Genomic DNA, 18,427 nt, shown 5'->3' with positions numbered 1-18,427 from the left:
CCATCCAAACAGCGGTCCGGCCGGGTCGCTCAGCGGCCCCCGGCGACGTCGAGCACGCTGCCGGTGCAGTAGCCGGAGCCCTCGCCGAGCAGCCACAGCACCGCGGCGGCCACCTCCTCCGGGGTGCCGGGCCGCCCCATCGGCACGGTGGGCGCCAGCCTGGCCGCCCGGTCGGGCTGCCCGCCGCTGGCGTGGATGCCCGTCTCGACGATTCCGGGGCGGACGACGTTCACCCGGACGCCCTCGCCGGCGACCTCGCGGGCCAGCCCGACCCCGAGCGTGTCGACGGCGCCCTTGCTCGCGGCGTGGTCGACGTACTCGCCGGGCGAGCCGAGCCGGCTGGCCGCCGACGACACGAGGACCACCGATCCCCCGGCGCCGCCGTGGTGGGTCGACATCCGGCGCACCGCCTCCCGGCAGGTGAGGACGGCGCCGAGCACGTTGACCGCCAGCACCCGCCGGACCCGGTCGGCGGTGAGCTCGTCGACCCGGGCACGCGGGGCCACGACGCCGGCGTTGGCGACCACGCAGGCCAGCGGGCCGAGCCGGGCGGTGGCCGCGCCGATGCCGCGGCTCCCGCCGGTCACCAGCAGCACTCCGGGCGGCACGCGGGGACGCCAGCGCGCCCGGGTGCGGGCCCGCCGCCGGAGTGCTGGGCTGGACCGGTGACCCCCGCTGATGCGCCGTGGTGGACCCGTGCCGTCGTCTACCAGGTCTACCCGCGCTCGTTCGCCGACTCCGACGGCGACGGGATCGGTGACCTCGGCGGGATCCTGTCGCGGATCGACCACCTCGCCGACCTCGGCGTCGACGTCGTCTGGCTCTCGCCGGTCTACCCCTCGCCGCAGGCCGACAACGGCTACGACATCAGCGACTACACCGACGTCGACCCGCTGTTCGGCACCCTCGCGCAGCTCGAGGAGCTCATCGCCGCGCTGCACGACCGCGGGATCCGGCTGGTCATGGACCTGGTGGTCAACCACACCAGCGACGAGCACCCGTGGTTCGTCGAGTCGCGCTCGTCGCCGGACTCGCCCAAGCGGGACTGGTACTGGTGGCGCCCGCCGCGGGCGGGGATGACGGCGGGGCAGCCGGGTGCCGAGCCGACCAACTGGCACGGCTTCTTCTCGGGCCCGACCTGGGAGCTCGACGAGGCCAGCGGCGAGTACTACCTGCACCTGTTCGACCGCAAGCAGCCCGACCTCAACTGGGAGAACCCGGAGGTCCGGCAGGCCGTCTACGCGATGATGCGGGAGTGGCTCGACCGCGGGGTCGACGGGTTCCGCATGGACGTCATCAACCTGATCAGCAAGGACGTCGGCCCCGACGGCTCGCTGCCCGACGGCCCGCCCCTGCCGGGGCTGCCCTACGGCGACGCGACGGCGTCGGTGGTCGACGGGCCGCGCATCCACGAGTTCCTGCAGGAGATGCACCGCGAGGTGTTCACCGGCCGGCGCGAGCAGCTCCTGCTCGTCGGCGAGACGCCCGGCGTCACGGTCGAGGAGGCGCGGCTCTACACCGACCCGGCGCGCGGCGAGCTGGACATGGTGTTCCAGTTCGAGCACGTCGGACTGGACTTCGAGGGCTCGAAGTTCGCCCCGCGGCCGCTGCGGATGCGCGACCTCAAGGCGTCCTTCGGCCGGTGGCAGGCGGGCCTGGCCGACGTCGGCTGGAACTCCCTCTACTGGGACAACCACGACCAGCCGCGCGCCGTCTCGCGCTTCGGGGACGACTCGCCCCGGTACCGCCGGGACTCGGCCACGTGCCTGGCCACCCTGCTGCACCTGCACCGCGGGACGCCGTACGTCTACCAGGGCGAGGAGATCGGGATGGCCAACGCCCCGTTCGACTCGGTCGACGACTTCCGCGACGTCGAGTCGCTCAACCACTTCGCCCAGGCCGTCGCGCACGGCGAGGACCCCGGCGAGGTGCTGGCCGCGCTGCGCCGGATGAGCCGCGACAACGCCCGCACGCCGGTGCAGTGGGACGACTCGCCGCACGCGGGCTTCACCACCGGCACGCCGTGGCTGCCGGTCAACCCCGACCACACCGCGTGGAACGTCGCCGCCCAGCGCGACGACCCCGGCTCGGTGCTCGCCCACCACCGGCGGCTGATCGCCCTGCGCCACGACGACCCGGTGGTGGCGCTCGGCGACTTCACGATGCTGCTCCCCGACCACGACGAGGTGTACGCGTTCACCCGGGCGCTGGACGGCGACGCGCTGCTCGTCGTCTGCAACCTGGGCGGGGGCACGCACGACCTCGCGGAGCTGCTGCCGGAGGCGCCGGCGGCGGAGGTCGTCCTCGGCAACCTGCCCGAGGACGACCCCGCCACGCTGCGCCCGTGGGAGGCCCGGGTGCTCAGGCCCTGACGGGCTCGGCCGGCTCCTCGGCCGGCACGTCGAGGGGGTGGGCCAGCTCGTCGGCGGGCAGCCGCCAGGCGAGAACGGCGACGACGGCGAGCACCGGCGGCACGAGCCCGGCGAGCAGGAAGGTGCCGGTGAGCCCGACGGCGCCGCTGACCGGCCCGGCCAGCGCCATCGACAGCGGCATGAACGCCAGCGACACGAAGAAGTCGAGGCTCGACACCCGCCCGAGCAGCGCCGGCGGCACGCGGCGCTGCAGCACCGTGCCCCAGATGACGGTGCCCGCCTCGAAGGCCGCCCCGAGGACGCCGGCCGCGGCCACCATCAGCCACAGCGACGACGTCCAGCCGAAGACGACCATCGGCACGCAGCCCAGGCCCCACAGCAGGTTCATCACCGTGAGGTAGCGCCGGGGCAGCCGGAACGAGGCCACGACCGCCGACCCGAGCGCGCCGCCGATGCCGAACGCGGCCAGCACCAGCGCGTGCTGGGACGGGCCGCCGCCGGCCTGGTCGCGCACCGCGAAGGGCACCAGCACCTCGAACGGGCCCATGAGCACGAGCACCATGAGCGAGGCGAACAGCAGCGTGGCCAGCAGCCACGGCGTGCGGACCATGTAGGAGACGCCCTCGCGGACGTCGGCGAGCAGGCCCGACCCGAGCTCCTCGCGGCGCACCGGCAGGGTGGGCAGCGCCGCCACGCAGGCGGCCGCGGCGGCGGAGGTGAGCGCGGTGACCAGCAGCGCGACGCCCGGGGAGAACGCGCCGACCAGCAGCCCGGCGGCCGCCGGGCCGATCGCCATCGCCAGCGCCGGGCGCACGACGCCCTCGAGGCCGTTGGCGGCCAGCAGGTCCGACGGCGGCACGACGCCGGGGACCAGCGCCGAGTAGGCCGGGTAGTACAGCCCCGTGGCCACCCCGCCGGCCAGCGCGACGGCGGCGAGCGGCCCGAGCGCCAGTGATCCGGTGAGCGACAGGACGGCGACCAGCCCGACCGCCGCGGTCTGCAGCAGCGCGACGCCGAGCAGGATCCGGCGCTGCGGCACCCGGTCGGCCAGCGCGCCGCCGAGCAGCGTGCTGGCGAGCATCCCGCCGGCGGACAGCGCGGTGGCCAGCGAGAGCGCCGCCGGGCCGCCGCCGAGGGCGACCACCTGCCAGACGAGGGCGACCGTCCACAGGCCCTGCGCCAGCAGCGACAGGCCCATCGAGGCCGCCAGCAGCCGGTAGGAACGGTGCCGCAGGGGCGCCAGCGCGCGCGGCAGGCCGGCCATCGGGGTCCTCCTCGGGGTGGCGCACCGTCGGCGCCGTCGGACCCATGCTCGCCGACGGGGCCGACAGGGTCAGCCGGTTATCCCGGGGAGAGCAGGAACGGTCGGGGCGGGGTGCGGCGGGCCGGGCGCGGATGGGCGGCCACCACCGGCGCGGCCGCCTCGACGACGCAGGCCACGGCGTGCTCGGCCAGCGCCGCCAGGGCGCGCCGGTCGGTGCCCGGCCGCAGCGGCGGCAGCACGTGCACCTCGAGCACCAGGTCCCCGGCGCCGGCGACGCGGCGGAGGCTGCGCCACAGCGGGTCGTCGCCGAGGTAGCCGGCGAGCGTGGTGGGCCCGGCGGCGGTGCGGTAGCGCAGCGCGACCGGCAGCACCGGCGCGGCGGCGTCGACGGCGGCCTGGAAGAAGGCCGGCCGGAAGCGGCCGAGACGGGCACCGCAGGCGGTGGTGCCCTCGGGGTGCACGGCCACCGCCCGCCCGGCGCGCAGCAGGGCCGCGACCTCGGCGACCGTGCCCGGCAGCGTGGACAGCCGGGCACGGTCGTGCAGGACGACGCCGGTGCGCCGCGCCCACGCGCCGACCACCGGCCAGCCGCCCACCTCGGCCTTCGCGACCGGGCGCGCGCCGAGCAGCAGCGCGGCGAGCGCGAGGTCGTCGAGCCAGGAGACGTGGTTGCTCACCACGAGCGGCGCGGGGCCGCCGCCGGGCCGCGGCAGGTCGCCGGAGACCTCCAGGGCGACGCCGAGCGCGGCCAGGACCCGGGCGGGCGCGTCCGCGGCGGGGCGCGCCAGCGCCGCGGCCACCCCGGCCAGCCGCCGGGCCGCGCCCCGGCCGGCACCGGCACCGGCACCGGCGTCGGCGTCGGCGCAGGCCGGCGTGCAGTCCGAGACCGCCAGCCAGGGGTTCACCGGCCGGCGCCCGTCAGCCGGCGCAGCACCCGCGGGTCGACGTCGGCCAGGTCCAGCAGCACGTAGAGGTCGGCGGTGCCGAACGCCGGGTCGTGCGCCGGGGGGCCGCCCACCCGCGCGCCGAGCTGCAGGTAGGCGCGCAGCAGCGGCGGCAGCACGGGGCGCAGTGGCCGGGGCGGCGCCTCGACGTCGAAGGGGACGTGCGGGAGGACCCGCAGGGCCGCGGGCGCGAGGTGCCGCGTGCGGACGACGTCCCAGACGCCGGCCGCCGTCGCGCCGCCGTCGGCCAGCGACACCGAGGCACAGCCGCCCAGGTGGGTGTGGCCCCCGTCGAGGACGTAGCGGGCGAGCCCCGCCCACAGGTGGGTGATCACCGCGCCGGAGCGGTGGTCGGGGTGGACGCAGCTGCGCCCGGCCTCGACCAGGCCCGGCCGCAGCGGCGCGAGCCGGGTGAGGTCGAACTCGCCGTCGGAGTAGCCGCGGCCGCGCGCGGCGGCCCGCTCCGGCGGCAGCACCCGATAGGTGCCGACCACCTGCCCGGAGGTCTGCTCGCGGACGAGGAGGTGGTCGCACAGCGCGTCCCACTCGTCCTCGTCGCGGCCGTCGGCGGCGGCCGGGCCGTCGAGGACGGCGCCGCACTCGAGGGCGAAGACGTCGTGCCGGAGCCGCTGGGCCTCGGCGAGGTCGGCGGTCGTGCGGGCGAGGGTTGTCCGGTAGCGGACGGCGGGGCGGACGGGCGCTGCGGCGGTCACGTCCCCGGAGGGTCGGGGAGGCCGGTGTCGCGGCGGGAACGGCGACCCGGCGGGGTGGTGACGATCAGCGGTCGGCGGTGCCCGGGGGTCCCGGGCCGGGTCGTGCTCTGCCCCGCCGGCGTGGGCAGTGCACGACCGCGCGCCGGAGGACTACGTGAGCGGCGAGCGCGGCAGCATGCGGTCGCTGATGATCCGCTTCTGGATCTCGCTGGTGCCCTCGAAGATCGTGGTCAGCCGGGCGTCGCGCCAGTGCCGCTCCACCTGCCGCTCGGTGGTGTAGCCGTTGCCGCCGTGCAGCTGCATGGCCTGGTTGGTCACCCGCACCGCCATCTCGGTGGCCTCCAGCTTGACCATCGAGGCCTCCCGCTCGCAGCGCACGCCGAGGTCGATCAGGTGCGCCACCTGCCGGTAGAAGGTGCGGGCCTGCTCGACCTGCGCGGCCATCTCCGCGACGGCGAAGCGCAGGGCCTGGAAGTCGCCGATCGGGTGGCCGAACTGCTCGCGCTCCTGCAGGTAGACCACGGAGTCCTCGAGCGCGGCCCGGGCCAGGCCGACGGCGCGGGCGGCGGTGTGCACCCGCGCCGTGTTCAGGAACGCCTGCGCCGCGGCGAACCCGGCGCGCGCGGCGGCCTCGCCCTGCTCGTCGCTGGCGGCGGCCTCGTCGACGACGTTCTCCCGGGGGATCCGGACGCCGTCGAAGACCAGGTCCCAGGTGAGGAAGCCGTGGTAGCCGATCTTGTCGATCGGGGTGCCGGTCAGGCCGGCCGGGAACGAGCCGCGGTCCTTCTCCAGCAGGAGGTTGACCAGGCCCTTCGACCGGGACTCCCCCGGCTCCGGGTCGCGCTCGCGCACGAGCACCTGGATGAAGTCGGCGGCCTCTGCGTTGCCGCACCAGCGCTTGTGGCCGGTGACCACCCACTCGTCGCCGTCGAGGACCGCCCGGGTGGAGACGCCGGCGAGGTCGGAGCCGGCGTCGGGCTCGGACAGCGCGATCGCGCCGATCCACTCGCCCTTCGCGCTGCGCCGCAGCAGCTCGCCGCGCCGGGCGGGGTCGGCCACCGCCGTCCCGAGGCCCTGCGAGCGGGCGAGGATGCTCGCGCTGCTCATCCAGGCGCGGGCGAGCTCCTCGGAGACCATGCAGTACTCGAAGACGCCGAGGCCCAGGCCGCCGTGCTCGGCGGGCACCGTGATGCCGAACCAGCCGAGCTCGGCCATGCGGGCCAGCAGCGACTCCGGCAGCAGGCCCTTCTGCGGGTCGAGCTCGTTCGCCACCGGGAGCACCTCGTCGTAGGCGAAGCGGCGCGCCTGCTCCTGCAGCGCCTCGCGCTCGGGGGTGTGCCACGGCGGCAGGAGCGCGGGCGGGGCCGGCTCGAGCAGCTCGGCGGGGCGGTCCGGGGTCGACGTCATCGTCGTGGGGCCTCTCTCCGTCGCGGTGGGGATCGCGGTCAGGGCGTCTGCCCACCATGCGCGCCGCGCCCCTGACCTGCACGGTGCGCCCGGGGGAGCGTGACCGACAGCACTCCCGCTGCGGCGAATCGCACAACTACTTCACAGATCTCACATCAGCCTGGTAGAAACTGCGCCGTGGCCATCCCCGACCGACTCGACGTGACGCTGCGGCTGGTGCGCAACGCCGGCCGGGTGTCCCTCGCCGACCTCGCCGCCCGGCTCGGCGTCTCCGAGATGACCGTGCGCCGCGACCTCGACGCGCTGCAGTCCCGTGGCCTGGTGGAACGGGTCCGCGGGGGCGCGGTCGCCGTCGCCGAACCCGAGAGCGCCGCCGGCTTCACCGCCCGCGCCGGCTGGCAGGCCGGCATCAAGGACCGCATCGGCAAGGCGGCCGCCGCCCAGGTGCCGGCCGGGGCCACCGTCCTGCTCGACGCCGGGACGACGACGGTGCACGTGGCCCGCGCGCTGGCCGACCGGGCCGCCGCGGGCGAGGGCCCGTTCACCGCCGCCGTCGTCAGCCTGCCGGTGGCCGACGCGCTGGCCGACCGGCCGGGGATCCGGCTGCTCGTCGTCGGCGGCGAGGCACGGCCGGGCGAGCGCAGTCTGGCCGGGCCGCTCACCGCCGCGGTGCTGCGGCAGCTCACCTTCGACCTGTTCGTCATGTCGATCGGGGCGGTCGACGCCCGGGCCGGCTGGTCGGAGTTCACCCTCGAGGACGCCGCCGTCAAGCAGGCCGGCCTCGAGCAGGCGCGGGACACGCTCGTCGTCGCCGACGCCTCCAAGCTCGGCGTGCGCGCCTTCGCCTCGGTCGCGCCGCTGTCCGCCGTCGGGCGGCTGGTCACCGACGCCAGCGCCCGCGACCCCCAGCTCACCCCCGCGGCCCAGGACACCCTGGCCGCGCTCGACGACGCCGGCGTGGAGGTCGACCTCGTATGACCCAGCAACCCCTGATGATCCTGGTGGCCGGCCCCTACCGCGGGGGCACCGGCGACGACCCGGAGCGGATCGCGGCCAACCACCGCGCCATCCAGCTGGCCTGCCTGGAGCTGTTCCGCGCCGGGCACCTCGCCGTCAACGGGGAGGACCTGGCCCTCCCCCTCGCGGAGCTGGCCGGCTCGACCCGCGTCGGCGACGCCGCCTTCGACGAGGTCTTCCACCCGATGGGCCGGCGCCTGGTGGCCCGCTGCGACGCCGTCCTGCGGCTGCCCGGCGCCTCGGCCGGCTCCGACGAGATGGTGGCGCTGGCCCGGGCGAGGGGCGCGGCGGTCTACACGAGCGTCGCCGAGGTCCCGGCGGTGGCGGCGTGACCGGCGTCCTCGGCGTCGACCTGCCCGACTCCCGCGGCCGCACCGGCCTCGACCGGGTGGGCCGGGACCTCACCGGCAACCCCGACGTCGTCGTCCGCGACGTCGAGCTGCTGGCCGCGGCGTGGCACGTGCTGCGCCGGACCACCTTCGACCAGCGCCGCCGCGACGGCCGGTGGACCACCGAGCAGCGCGAGACCTACGACCGCGGCAACGGCGCCGCGCTCCTCCCCTACGACGTCGCGCGGCGGACCGTGCTGCTCACCCGGCAGTTCCGCTTCCCCGCCTACGTGAACGGCTCGCCCGACGGGATGCTCGTCGAGGCCGCCGCCGGGCTGCTCGACGAGCAGGACGCCGAGACCGCGGTGCGGCGCGAGGCGGCCGAGGAGCTCGGCGTCGTCGTCGGCGAGGTGACGCGGGTCTTCGACGTCTTCACCAGCCCGGGCTCGGTGACCGAGCGCGTCGTCTGCTTCGCCGCCCCCTACACCCCGGCCGACCGGGTGAGCGCCGGCGGCGGGGTGGCCGAGGAGGGCGAGGACATCGAGGTGCTCGAGCTCGACGTCGACGAGGCGCTGGCCATGGTCGACGACGGCCGGATCGCCGACGCGAAGACGATCATGCTGCTGCAGTGGGTCGTCCTGCGCGGCCCGTTCCGCCGCCCCTGACCCCGGCGGCGGCGCGGCCCGGGAGCGCTCAGCGCGCGCCGCGCTCCCGGGCCAGCGCCACGTAGTGCTCGACGAGTGACGCGTCGTCCACGGCCCCCGGGTTGACCGCCTTCTCCGGCGGCACGCCCTGGAACAGCCGCTTGAGCGGCACCTCCAGCCGCTTGCCCGTGCGGGTGTGCGGCACGCCGGGCGCCACGAGGATCTCGTCGGGCACGTGCCGCGGGCTCGCCGAGCTGCGGATGGCGGCGCGGATGCGCTCGCGCAGGTCGTCGGTCAGCTCGGCGCCGGGGGCGAGCTGGACGAACAGCGGCATCCAGTAGCCGCCGTCGCGCTGCTCGACGCCGAGGACGACGCAGTCGGCGACCTCGGGGAAGCTCTCCACGGCGGCGTAGATGTCGGCGGTGCCCATCCGCACGCCGCCGCGGTTGAGCGTGGAGTCCGACCGGCCGGTGATCACGCAGGTGCCGCGGTCGGTGACCTCCATCCAGTCCCCGTGCCGCCAGACGCCCGGCCACGGCTCGAAGTAGGCCTCGCGGTAGCGGGTGCCCTCGGGGTCGTTCCAGAAGTACAGCGGCATCGACGGCATCGGCTCGGTGATCACCAGCTCGCCGAGCTCGCCGACGACCGGGCGGCCGTCCTCGCCCCACGCCGCGGCGGCGACGCCGAGCATCGGCCGCTGCAGCTCGCCGGCGGTGACCGGGAGCAGCAGCGAGCTGCCGATGAAGCCGGTGGCGACGTCGGTGCCGCCGGACGCCGAGCTGAGGAAGACGTCGTCGCGGACGGCGTCGTACACCCAGGAGTAGGCCGAGGCCGGCAGCGGCGAGCCGGTGGACCCGATGACGCGCAGCGCCGACAGGTCGTGGGTCTCCCCCGGCCGGATCCCCGCCTTCTCGCAGGCGATCAGGTAGCCGGCGCTGGTGCCGAGGTAGGTGATGCCGGTGCGCGCGGCGAGGGCGAACTGCGCGTCGACCGAGGGGTACGCGGGCGCGCCGTCGTGGACGACCACGGTGGCGCCGCGCAGCAGCGCCGAGGTGGCGATATTCCACATGATCCAGGCGGTGGAGGCGTACCAGTAGAAGCGGTCGCCGGGGCCGACGTCGCCGTGCAGGCCGAGCTGCTTGTGCTGCTCGAGGACGACGCCGCCGTGGCCGTGCACGATCCCCTTGGGCAGGCCGGTGGTGCCCGACGAGTAGACGATCCACAGCGGGTGGTCGAACGGGAGCGCCTCGAACTCCGGCTCGCGGGGGCCGGCTACGGCGTCGGCCCAGGACAGCGCGCCGTCGGGCACCTCGTCCGGGAACAGCCGGGGGACGGCGACCGTCGCGCGCACGGTCGGCAGCGCGGCGCGCAGCTCGGCGACCACGTCCCGCCGGTCGTGCGGCCGCCCGTTGAACCGGTAGCCGTCGACGGCGACCAGCACCGTCGGCTCGATCTGGGCGAACCGGTCGAGGACGGCGCGGGTGCCGAAGTCCGGCGCGCACGAGGACCACACCGCGCCGATCGAGGCGGCCCCGAGGAACGCGACGACGGCCTCGGGCACGTTGGGCAGGTAGCCGGCCACGCGGTCGCCGCGCCGCACGCCGAGCCGGCGCAGGGTGGCGGCGAACGCGCCGACCTGCCCGCGCAGCTCCGCCCAGGACACCTCGACCGGCTCGGCGTCCTCCGCCACCGCGACCAGCGCCGGGTGCTCCTCGGTGCCGTGCCGCAGCGCCTGCTCGGCGTAGTTGACCGTCGTCCCCGGGAACCACTCGGCGCCGGGCATCTCGCGCCGGGTGAGCACCCGGTCGTCGGGCACGCGGTCGAGCACGCCCGACCAGACGGCGACGTCGGCCCAGAACTGGTCGAGGTGCTCGACCGACCAGCGCCAGATCGCGTCGTAGTCGGTCGGGTCGAGGTCCAGGCCCCGCCGCTGGGCGACCTCGCGGGCGAACGCGGCGAGCCGGGTGGCCTCCTTCGTCTCCTGGTGGGGCTGCCAGAGGACGGGGGCGCCGGGAGTGTCGACGGTCACGTCGGGAGCCTGCCACCGCTGCCTCCCCATCGGGTGACCGGGCCGCCCACGCCGGACCGGACGGTCACGTTCCGTCAGCGGATCCCAGCCGATCGGGGGACTGCCGTGTAGTGATCACGTTCCGCTGCAATCCATGTGCACAACGTCACTGCCGTGCGCTGGGGGAGGTGCGATGACCGAGCTGTCCGCCCGGACGGGCCGTCGCGCCCGCCTGCGCCGCTGGGGTGGCCGCGCCCTCCTGGTCGCCGGGCTCGGCACCGGGGTGTGGCTGGTCGGCTCGACCGGCGCCTCCGCCGAGGAGCCGCCACCCGGCTCCCCGCTCGGGGCGGTCACCGCTCCGGTGGGCGCCGCGCTCGGGGAGGTGACCGAGCCGCTGACGCCGGTGCTGGCCCCCGTGACACCGGTCGTGCAGGCGGTCGCCGGCACGGCCGCTCCGGTGACCGCGCCGCTCCGGGAGGTCGTCGCGCCCGTGTCGCAGGCGCTCGCCCCGGTGACGGAGGCCCTGGCGCCCGTGACGGAGGCCCTGGCGCCGGTGACCGGGGCGCTGCGGCCCGTCACCGGTGCGCTGGCGCCCGCGACCGACGTCCTGGCCCCGGTGACCGACGTCCTCGTCCCGGTGACCGACGTCCTGGTCCCGGTGACCGACGTCCTGGTCCCCGGCGTCGTGGCCCCCGACCTCGTCGTCCCCGCTCCCCCGGCGCCGGTCCCGGCCGCCGGGCTGCCCTCTCCCGTCCCCGGTGCCGTCGCCGACGCCGCCGTCGCCGCCGGGGCTCCCCTCCCGGCGGGCCCGGGTGCCGTGCACCCGCACCCGGGCCGGTCGGGCGCGGCCGGCGCGACCACCGCCCCGGGCGCCGCGTCTCCCGCTGCCGCCGCGTTCGTGCCGGCGCAGCCGCTGCCCGCCGCGCCGCAGGCCCCCGCCGTCCCCGGCGTCCCGGCCGTCCCGGCACCGGCCGGGACCGCCGCCTCGGGCGCCGGTGCCGACCGCGACCCGCTCTCCGCCGACCTGACCGGGGCCGTCCCCGCCGCGCTGCTCGCCGCGGCCGGGGCGGTCTCCGACGGCGCCCGCGCCGCCGCGGCCGCCGACCCGGTCGACCCCGCCACCTCTCCCGACTGAGTGCCGCGCCGCCGGCTGTCCGCCGGCCGAGCCCACGACCCCCGCCGTCCCGCCCGGGACCGGGGTCCCAGCACCCAGTCAGGAGAACTGCCATGTCCCGATGGGCCACCCGCGCCCTGCGCGTGACACTGCTGACCGGCGGCCTGCTCGCCGTCGGCACCGGTGTCGCCGCCGCATCCGACCAGCCCGGGAACGGGGACCTCGACGTCGTCGTCCCGGTCACCGTCACCGACAACGCCGTCGGCGTCCTCGGCGACGCCCCCGCGGGAGGCGGCCTCGAGCTGCCCGCCGTCTCCGCGGACCTCACCCTCGACCTCGGCCCGGTCGCCGTCTCGGTGCCGGTCACCGTCGGCGGCAACGACGCCGCGGTCGGCGACGCCGGGGTCTCCCAGCCGCCGGCCGCACCGGCGCCGGGCACCTCGCAGTCGGCCGACAGCCCGGCGGACGTCGCGGTGCCGGTCACCGTCGCCGGCAACGGCACCGGCGTTCTCGGCGACGCGGAGGCCTCCGGCACCGCCCCCGCCGCGCCGGAGGGCGCGGTGACCGTGCCGGTGACCGTCTGCGGCAACGGCGTCGGCGTGCTCGGCGACGCGGTCGGCGGCTGCACCCCGGTCGCCGGCACCGGCACTCCCGCCCCCGGGGCGGCCGGCCCGCTCGACGACCTGCTGGACGTCGACGTCCCGGTGACCGTCTGCGGCAACGGGGTCGGCCTCCTCGGCGACGCGGCCGGCGGCTGCACCCCCGCCGGGACGACCGGCCCGGGCAGCGGTGGCACGGACGGCGGCCTGCTCGACGTCGACGTCCCGGTCACCGTCTGCGGCAACGGGGTCGGCCTCCTCGGCGACGCCGCCGGCGGCTGCACCCCCGCCGGGACGACCGGCCCGGGCACGGGCGGCACCGACGGCGGCCTGCTCGACGTCGACGTCCCGGTCCTGGTGTGCGGCACCGGCATCGGCCTGCTCGGCGACGCGGGTGGCGAGTGCACCCTGCCCGGCGGCGGCACCCCCGGTACGGGCACGCCCGGCACCGGCACCCCGGGCACGGGGGACGGCGGCGTCGACGTCGACGTCCCGGTGACCGTGTGCGGCGTGGGCCTCGGCCTGCTCGGCGACGGCACCGGCGACTGCACCCCGCCGGCCGGCCCGACCGACCCGACCGGCCCGCAGGGCCCCGGCACGCCGCAGCAGCCCGGACCGCAGCACCCCGGCCCCCAGCAGCCGGGCACCGCGCACCCCGCCGTGCAGCACCCCGCGGCGCACCTCGGCCTGGTGACCCCGGTGACCGGCGCGGGCTCGTGGACGGCGGCGGGCAACGGCGGCGGCGTCCTCGCCGGGAGCGGGGCGGGCTCCGGCTCGTCCCACGGCGGGCGGCTGGCCTACACCGGCAGTGACGTCACCGGCGTCCTCGGCGCCGGCCTGCTGGTCCTGCTGGCGGGCGCCGGGCTGACGCTCACGGCCCGCCGCCGCACCGGCACCGCCTGACCGCACCGCCCGACCGCACCACCGCGGGCCCGGCCGGATCGTCGGCCGGGCCCGCGCGCGGGCGGTGCCGCTCTGCCACGATCCCGGCATGGGCGAGCCGGCGACCGAGCGCAACGTGCTGGATGGCGAGCTCGAGCCCTGCGGCACCGAGCCGCTGACCGGCTTCTTCCGCGACGGGGCCTGCCGCAGCGGGCCCGAGGACCTCGGCAGCCACACCGTGTGCGTGGTGGTCTCGGCGGAGTTCCTGGCGATGCAGCGGGAGCTGGGCAACGACCTCGGCACCCCGCGACCGGAGTACGGGTTCCCCGGCCTGCGGCCCGGCGACCGCTGGTGCGTCGTCGCCGCCCGGTGGCTGCAGGCGTACCAGCGGGGCGTCGCGGCCGGCGTCGTCCTGGCGGCCACGAACGAGCGGGCGCTGGAGGTCGTGCCGCTGACGGCGCTGCGACAGCACGCCGTCGACGTGCCCGACGACGTCAGCAGCCTGGAGTGAAGCCGGGGTGACCGGAACAACCCGGCGGGCGGGCGCGCTGTGTGCCGGCATCCCGGCCCGACGCGAGGAGCTCCCGTGACCGACCTGCTCGACCTGCCCGTGGCCACCCTGCGCGGCGAGGACACGACGCTCGGCGCCCTGACCGGCCGGCGTCCGGCGCTGGTGGTCAACGTGGCCAGCCGCTGCGGGCTCACGCCGCAGTACACGCAGCTCGAGGCGCTGCAGCGTGAGTACGGGCCGCGCGGGTTCACCGTGGTGGGGGTGCCGTGCAACCAGTTCGCGGGCCAGGAGCCCGGCACCGCCGAGGAGATCGCCACCTTCTGCTCGGCCACCTACGACGTCACCTTCCCGATGACGGAGAAGGTCGACGTCAACGGCGAGGGCGCGCACCCGGTGTACCAGCGGCTGACGGCGACGCCCGACGGCGCCGGCGAGTCCGGTCCGGTGCAGTGGAACTTCGAGAAGTTCCTGGTCGACGCCGACGGCGCGGTGGTGGCCCGGTTCCGGCCGGCGACCGAGCCCGGCGCCCCCGAGGTCCGGACGGCGATCGAGGCGCTCCTCCCCGGCTGACGCCGCTCCCTCCTGGAGAGATGCGGGACCGCGGGTGTTCCTCGCGCCTCGACGGCGCTGCAGGACCGGCAACGCACGAGGAACACCGGCGACGCGCGGGTCCGGGCACGCGGGGTGAGCATGGAGCCGTGGCCGACCTGCACTTCTACTTCGACCCCGTCTGCCCGTTCGCCTGGCTGACCAGCCGGTGGGTGCGGACGGTCGCCGCGCAGCGCACGTACGAGGTGGACTGGCGATTCATCTCGCTGCGGCTGCTCAACGCGCACGTCGACTACGACGCGCAGTTCCCGCCCGAGTACGAGGCCGGCCACACCGCCGGGCTGCGGCTGCTGCGCGTGGCCGCCCGCACGCGGGAGGAGCACGGCCGGGCGGCGGTCGCCACGCTGTACGAGCACCTCGGCCGGCGGATCCACGACACCGAGCCCGACCGCCCCGGCACCGCCGGCGAGCGCGGCACCCGCGGCTACCTCGAGCCGGTGCTCGAGCGGACCGGGCTGCCGGCCGGTCTCGCCGACGCCCTCGACGACGACCGCTGGGACGCCGTCGTGCAGGCCGAGACCGACGAGGCGCTGGCGCTGACCGGCCGCGACGTCGGGACGCCGATCCTGCACTTCGAGCCGCCGGAGGGCGTCGCCTTCTTCGGGCCGGTGATCAGCCGGGTGCCTCCCGAGGACCGCGCCGTCGAGCTGTGGGACCACGTAGTCGGCCTCGCGCGCTTCGCCGGGTTCGCCGAGCTCAAGCGCAGCCTGCGCGAGCGCCCGCAGCTGGTCTCGGCCGGCGTGGCGCCCGGCGAGGTCGGCGTCCAGGAGGAGTGGCAGGCCGGCAGCCGCCGCCTCCACCGGTGAGCCTCCGCGGGTAGGCCATCACCGGTGAGCGAGGTGTCCCGGCCGACCTGCGGCGACTAAGGTGAGCCTCACCTGCCCTCGTCGTCCGGAGCTGCCCGGTGTCCGTCCCCAGCGCCACGCGCACCCCCGCGGGGACCGCGGCGCCCGCGGTGACCCCCCGGACGGCCGCCGCGCGGCGCACGCGGCGCCGGGCCCTCGGGACGCTGGCGCTGCTGGTCCTGGTCCTCGCCGCGTGCGCCGCGAGCATCGCGATCGGCACCCGGCCGCTGGCGCCGGGCACCGTCTGGGAGGTCCTCACCGACCGGTCGCTGCGCACGGAGGAGGCGGTGATCGTCTGGGACCTGCGGGTCCCGCGCACCGCGCTCGGCCTCATGGTCGGCGCCTCGCTCGGGGTGGCCGGGGCGCTGATGCAGGGCCACACCCGCAACCCGCTGGGCGACCCGGGCCTGCTCGGCGTCACCGCCGGCGCGTCCTTCGCCGTCGTCCTGGCCATCGCGCTGCTCGGCGTGGCCACCCCGGCCGGCTACGTCTGGTTCGCCTTCGCCGGGGCGCTGGCCGGCACGGTCGCCGTCTACCTGCTCGGGGCGGCCGGCCGCGGCGGGGCCACCCCGGTCACGCTCGCCCTCGCCGGCTCGACGCTGTCGGCCCTGCTCTACGCCCTGGTCCGGGCGATCCTCGTCAGCGACTCCAACTCCCTCGACGCCTTCCGCTTCTGGGTGGTCGGCGCGCTGGCCGGCCGCGGCGCCGACATCGCCTGGCAGGTGCTCCCCTTCATCGTCGCCGGACTGGTGCTCGCGCTGGTCAACGCGCCGGCCCTCGACCTGCTCGGCATGGGCGAGGACGTCGCCCGCGGGCTGGGCCAGCGGGTCTGGCTCGCCCGCGCGGTCGGCCTGGTGGCCATCACGCTGCTGGCCGGCGCGGCGACGGCGGCCTGCGGGCCGATCGCCTTCGTCGGCCTGGTCGTGCCGCACGCCGTCCGGTCGTTCACCGGGCCGGCCCACCGCTGGCTCGTCCCGTGCGCGGCGATGGCCGGCGCGCTGCTGCTGCTCACCGCCGACGTCGTCGGGCGGGTCATCGCCCGCCCCGGCGAGGTGCAGGTGGGCATCGTGCTCGCCCTGCTCGGCGGCCCGTTCTTCATCGCGCTGGTGCGGCGCAAGCGGTCGGCGACGCTGTGAGGGGGCCCCGGTGACCGCCACCGTCGAGACGATCCGCGGGACGACGCCGCCGGAGCCCGGCGGGCGCCCGCGCGGCCGCGCGGTGGTGCTGCGGCGCGGGCCGGTCTCCGCGCGCTTCCGCTGGCGCTCGGTCGTCGTGCCGCTCGCCGCGCTGGTCGTCGTCGTGCTGCTCTCGGCCGTCGCGCTGGGCCGCGGCGACTACCCGATCGGCCTCGGCGACGTGCTGCGGACGCTGGTCGGCGCCGGCGAGGCGGGGCAGCGCTTCGTCGTGCTGGAGCTGCGGGCGCCCCGCGTCGTCGTCGGGGTGCTCGTGGGCCTGGCGCTCGGGGTCGCCGGCGCGCTGTTCCAGACCTTCGCGCGCAACCCGCTGGCCTCCCCCGACATCCTCGGCATCACCTCCGGCGCCTCCGTGGGCGCGGTGACGGCGATCGTCGTCAGCGGCTCCTCCTCGGTGGGCGCGGTGCTCGGCGGCCTCGGCGTCCCGCTCGCGGCGCTGGCCGGGGCGCTCGGCGCGGGCCTGCTGCTGTTCCTGCTGGCGTTCCGGTCCGGCGTCGACGGCTACCGGCTGGTGCTGGTCGGCGTGGCGATCTCCTCGATGAGCCTCGCCGTCGTCGACTGGCTGCTCACCCGGGCCGCCATCTACGACGCCGCGGCGGCCTACGTGTGGATCGTCGGCTCGCTCAACGCCCGCACCTGGGACCAGGCGGTGCCGCTCGCCCTCGCGCTGGCGGTGCTCGTGCCCCTGGCGCTGGCGGCCGGCCGGGTGCTCGGCGTGATGCAGTTCGGCGACGACACCGCCCGCGGGCTGGGCGTGCGGCTGGCCGCGGCGCAGGCCGCCGTCGTGCTCGTCGCCGTCGTGCTCGTCGCGGCGGCCGTGGCCGCCGCCGGGCCGATCACCTTCGTGGCCCTGGTGGTCCCGCAGATCGCCGTCCGGCTGACCGGCGGGTCCCGGCCGCCGCTGCTCGCCTCCGGCCTGCTCGGCGCGGCGCTGGTCGTGCTGGCCGACCTGCTCACCCGGACCGTCCTGCCGCAGGCCCTGCCGGTGGGCATCATCACCGCGGTCGTGGGCGCCCCCTACCTGCTCTGGCTGCTCGTCCGCGGGAGGCGGACCCCCGCATGACGACTCACCTCTCCGCCGGGCACGCCCCGTCCACCTCGTCCTCGGCCGCCCCGTCCCCCGCCGGCCCCGCCCCGCGCGTCCGCCTGGCCGCCGAGGGATTGCGCCTGGCCTACGACGACCGGGTCGTCGTCGACGGCCTCGACCTCGCGCTCACCGACGGCTCGTTCACCGCGATCGTCGGGCCCAACGGCTGCGGCAAGTCCACGCTGCTGCGCGCGCTGGGCCGGCTGCTGCGCCCGGCCGCGGGGCAGGTGGTGCTCGACGGACGGTCGATCGCCCGGACGCCGACCCGCGAGGTGGCCCGCGTGCTCGGCCTGCTGCCGCAGACGCCGGTCGCGCCCTCGGGCCTGACCGTCTCCGACCTCGTCGCCCGGGGGCGGCACCCGCACCAGAGCTGGCTGCGGCAGTGGTCCAGCGACGACGAGGCCGTGGTGACCGAGGCGCTGGCCTGGACCGACATGGCCGACCTCGGTGACCGCCCGGTCGACGAGCTGTCCGGCGGGCAGCGGCAGCGGGCGTGGATCTCGATGGCGCTGGCGCAGGAGACCGACCTGATCCTGCTCGACGAGCCGACCACCTACCTCGACCTGTCGCACCAGATCGACGTGCTCGAGCTGGTGGCCCGGCTGCACGCCGAGCGCGGCCGCACCGTCGTCGTCGTGCTGCACGACCTCAACCTGGCGGCGCGCTACGCGCAGCGGCTGGTGGCCATGCGCGACGGCGTCCTGGTGGCGTCGGGCACGCCGCACGAGGTGCTCACCGAGGAGCTGCTCGCCGACGTCTTCGACCTCGAGGCCCGCGTGGTGCCCGACCCGGTCGCCGGCACCCCGATGGTCGTCCCGGTCCGCCGCCTCCCCAGGTGAGGGGACGGGTAGTGGAAGCTCCGCGCACGTCCTGGGCGCCAGGACGTGCG

Annotated in this window: 18 protein-coding genes; 12 read left to right on the top strand and 6 right to left on the bottom strand. The window is 77.0% G+C overall.

Annotated elements, in window-relative coordinates:
- Positions 1 to 29: 29 nt before the first annotated feature.
- Positions 30 to 608, bottom strand: a complete 579-nt coding sequence (locus WA616_RS14240; RefSeq protein WP_336030769.1) for an SDR family oxidoreductase — start codon at positions 606 to 608, stop codon at positions 30 to 32.
- Positions 609 to 665: 57 nt separating this feature from the next.
- Here WA616_RS14240 and WA616_RS14235 point away from each other — a divergent pair, with 57 nt between their 5' ends.
- Positions 666 to 2,372, top strand: a complete 1,707-nt coding sequence (locus tag WA616_RS14235) for a glycoside hydrolase family 13 protein (protein ID WP_336030767.1) — start codon at positions 666 to 668, stop codon at positions 2,370 to 2,372.
- On the opposite strand, the gene WA616_RS14230 is transcribed toward WA616_RS14235, so the two are convergent.
- From WA616_RS14230 to WA616_RS14215, 4 genes are all read right to left on the bottom strand, one after another.
- Complete coding sequence (locus tag WA616_RS14230; protein ID WP_336030766.1) at positions 2,362 to 3,636, bottom strand: MFS transporter; 1,275 nt, start codon at positions 3,634 to 3,636, stop codon at positions 2,362 to 2,364. The two genes, WA616_RS14235 and WA616_RS14230, sit on opposite strands and share 11 nt — an antisense overlap.
- A gap of 77 nt (positions 3,637 to 3,713) precedes the next feature.
- On the bottom strand, positions 3,714 to 4,541 hold the full coding sequence (locus WA616_RS14225) for a lysophospholipid acyltransferase family protein (protein WP_336030765.1): 828 nt from the start codon (positions 4,539 to 4,541) through the stop codon (positions 3,714 to 3,716).
- Positions 4,538 to 5,293, bottom strand: coding sequence for a GNAT family N-acetyltransferase (locus WA616_RS14220; protein ID WP_336030763.1), 756 nt, complete (start codon positions 5,291 to 5,293; stop codon positions 4,538 to 4,540). The genes WA616_RS14225 and WA616_RS14220 overlap by 4 nt, the downstream gene beginning before the upstream one ends.
- Positions 5,294 to 5,443: 150 nt before the next feature.
- Positions 5,444 to 6,700: an acyl-CoA dehydrogenase family protein gene (locus WA616_RS14215; RefSeq protein ID WP_336030761.1), complete on the bottom strand. Its 1,257-nt coding sequence runs from the start codon at positions 6,698 to 6,700 to the stop codon at positions 5,444 to 5,446.
- Positions 6,701 to 6,877: 177 nt separating this feature from the next.
- Between WA616_RS14215 and WA616_RS14210 the strand changes: the two genes are divergently transcribed.
- Genes WA616_RS14210 through WA616_RS14200 form a run of 3 tightly spaced genes read left to right on the top strand, consistent with a single transcriptional unit; the run spans position 6,878 to position 8,711 of the window.
- On the top strand, positions 6,878 to 7,678 hold the full coding sequence (locus WA616_RS14210; RefSeq protein ID WP_336030760.1) for a DeoR/GlpR family DNA-binding transcription regulator: 801 nt from the start codon (positions 6,878 to 6,880) through the stop codon (positions 7,676 to 7,678).
- Positions 7,675 to 8,049 carry a DUF4406 domain-containing protein gene (locus WA616_RS14205; protein ID WP_336030758.1) on the top strand — a complete coding sequence of 125 codons (375 nt, stop codon included), beginning with the start codon at positions 7,675 to 7,677 and terminating at the stop codon, positions 8,047 to 8,049. Before WA616_RS14210 ends, WA616_RS14205 begins: the two co-directional genes overlap by 4 nt.
- A complete protein-coding gene (locus WA616_RS14200; protein ID WP_336030756.1) occupies positions 8,046 to 8,711 on the top strand; it encodes an NUDIX domain-containing protein in 666 nt (221 codons plus the stop codon). The genes WA616_RS14205 and WA616_RS14200 overlap by 4 nt, the downstream gene beginning before the upstream one ends.
- A 28-nt stretch (positions 8,712 to 8,739) precedes the next feature.
- Here the strand turns inward: WA616_RS14200 and WA616_RS14195 are convergent, their stop codons facing one another.
- A complete protein-coding gene (locus WA616_RS14195; protein WP_336030755.1) occupies positions 8,740 to 10,719 on the bottom strand; it encodes an acetoacetate--CoA ligase in 1,980 nt (659 codons plus the stop codon).
- Between the two features lie 172 nt (positions 10,720 to 10,891).
- On the opposite strand from WA616_RS14195, the gene WA616_RS14190 reads away from it, so the two are divergent.
- The 8 genes from WA616_RS14190 (at position 10,892) to WA616_RS14155 (ending at position 18,377) form a co-directional block, all read left to right on the top strand.
- Positions 10,892 to 11,833, top strand: coding sequence for a hypothetical protein (locus WA616_RS14190; RefSeq protein WP_336030753.1), 942 nt, complete (start codon positions 10,892 to 10,894; stop codon positions 11,831 to 11,833).
- A gap of 92 nt (positions 11,834 to 11,925) precedes the next feature.
- Positions 11,926 to 13,314 (top strand): hypothetical protein, encoded by a 1,389-nt coding sequence (locus WA616_RS14185; protein ID WP_336030752.1) that lies wholly within the window; start codon positions 11,926 to 11,928, stop codon positions 13,312 to 13,314.
- An 88-nt stretch (positions 13,315 to 13,402) separates the two neighbouring features.
- Complete coding sequence (locus WA616_RS14180) at positions 13,403 to 13,804, top strand: DUF2237 family protein (RefSeq protein ID WP_336030751.1); 402 nt, start codon at positions 13,403 to 13,405, stop codon at positions 13,802 to 13,804.
- Positions 13,805 to 13,879: 75 nt separating this feature from the next.
- Entirely contained in the window at positions 13,880 to 14,374 is a 495-nt protein-coding gene (locus WA616_RS14175) for a glutathione peroxidase (RefSeq protein ID WP_336030749.1), read from the top strand.
- Positions 14,375 to 14,502: 128 nt separating this feature from the next.
- Positions 14,503 to 15,219 carry a mycothiol-dependent nitroreductase Rv2466c family protein gene (locus WA616_RS14170; RefSeq protein ID WP_073420946.1) on the top strand — a complete coding sequence of 239 codons (717 nt, stop codon included), beginning with the start codon at positions 14,503 to 14,505 and terminating at the stop codon, positions 15,217 to 15,219.
- Positions 15,220 to 15,317: 98 nt separating this feature from the next.
- A complete protein-coding gene (locus tag WA616_RS14165) occupies positions 15,318 to 16,394 on the top strand; it encodes a FecCD family ABC transporter permease (RefSeq protein WP_083628696.1) in 1,077 nt (358 codons plus the stop codon).
- A 10-nt stretch (positions 16,395 to 16,404) separates the two neighbouring features.
- A complete protein-coding gene (locus WA616_RS14160) occupies positions 16,405 to 17,514 on the top strand; it encodes a FecCD family ABC transporter permease (protein WP_336030748.1) in 1,110 nt (369 codons plus the stop codon).
- Entirely contained in the window at positions 17,511 to 18,377 is an 867-nt protein-coding gene (locus WA616_RS14155; RefSeq protein ID WP_336030746.1) for an ABC transporter ATP-binding protein, read from the top strand. Before WA616_RS14160 ends, WA616_RS14155 begins: the two co-directional genes overlap by 4 nt.
- Positions 18,378 to 18,427 lie beyond the last annotated feature (50 nt).

The organism is Geodermatophilus sp. FMUSA9-8, assembly GCF_037034165.1.
In the GTDB taxonomy this organism is placed as follows: domain Bacteria; phylum Actinomycetota; class Actinomycetes; order Mycobacteriales; family Geodermatophilaceae; genus Geodermatophilus; species Geodermatophilus nigrescens.
This window is presented reverse-complemented; position numbering and strand designations above follow the sequence as displayed.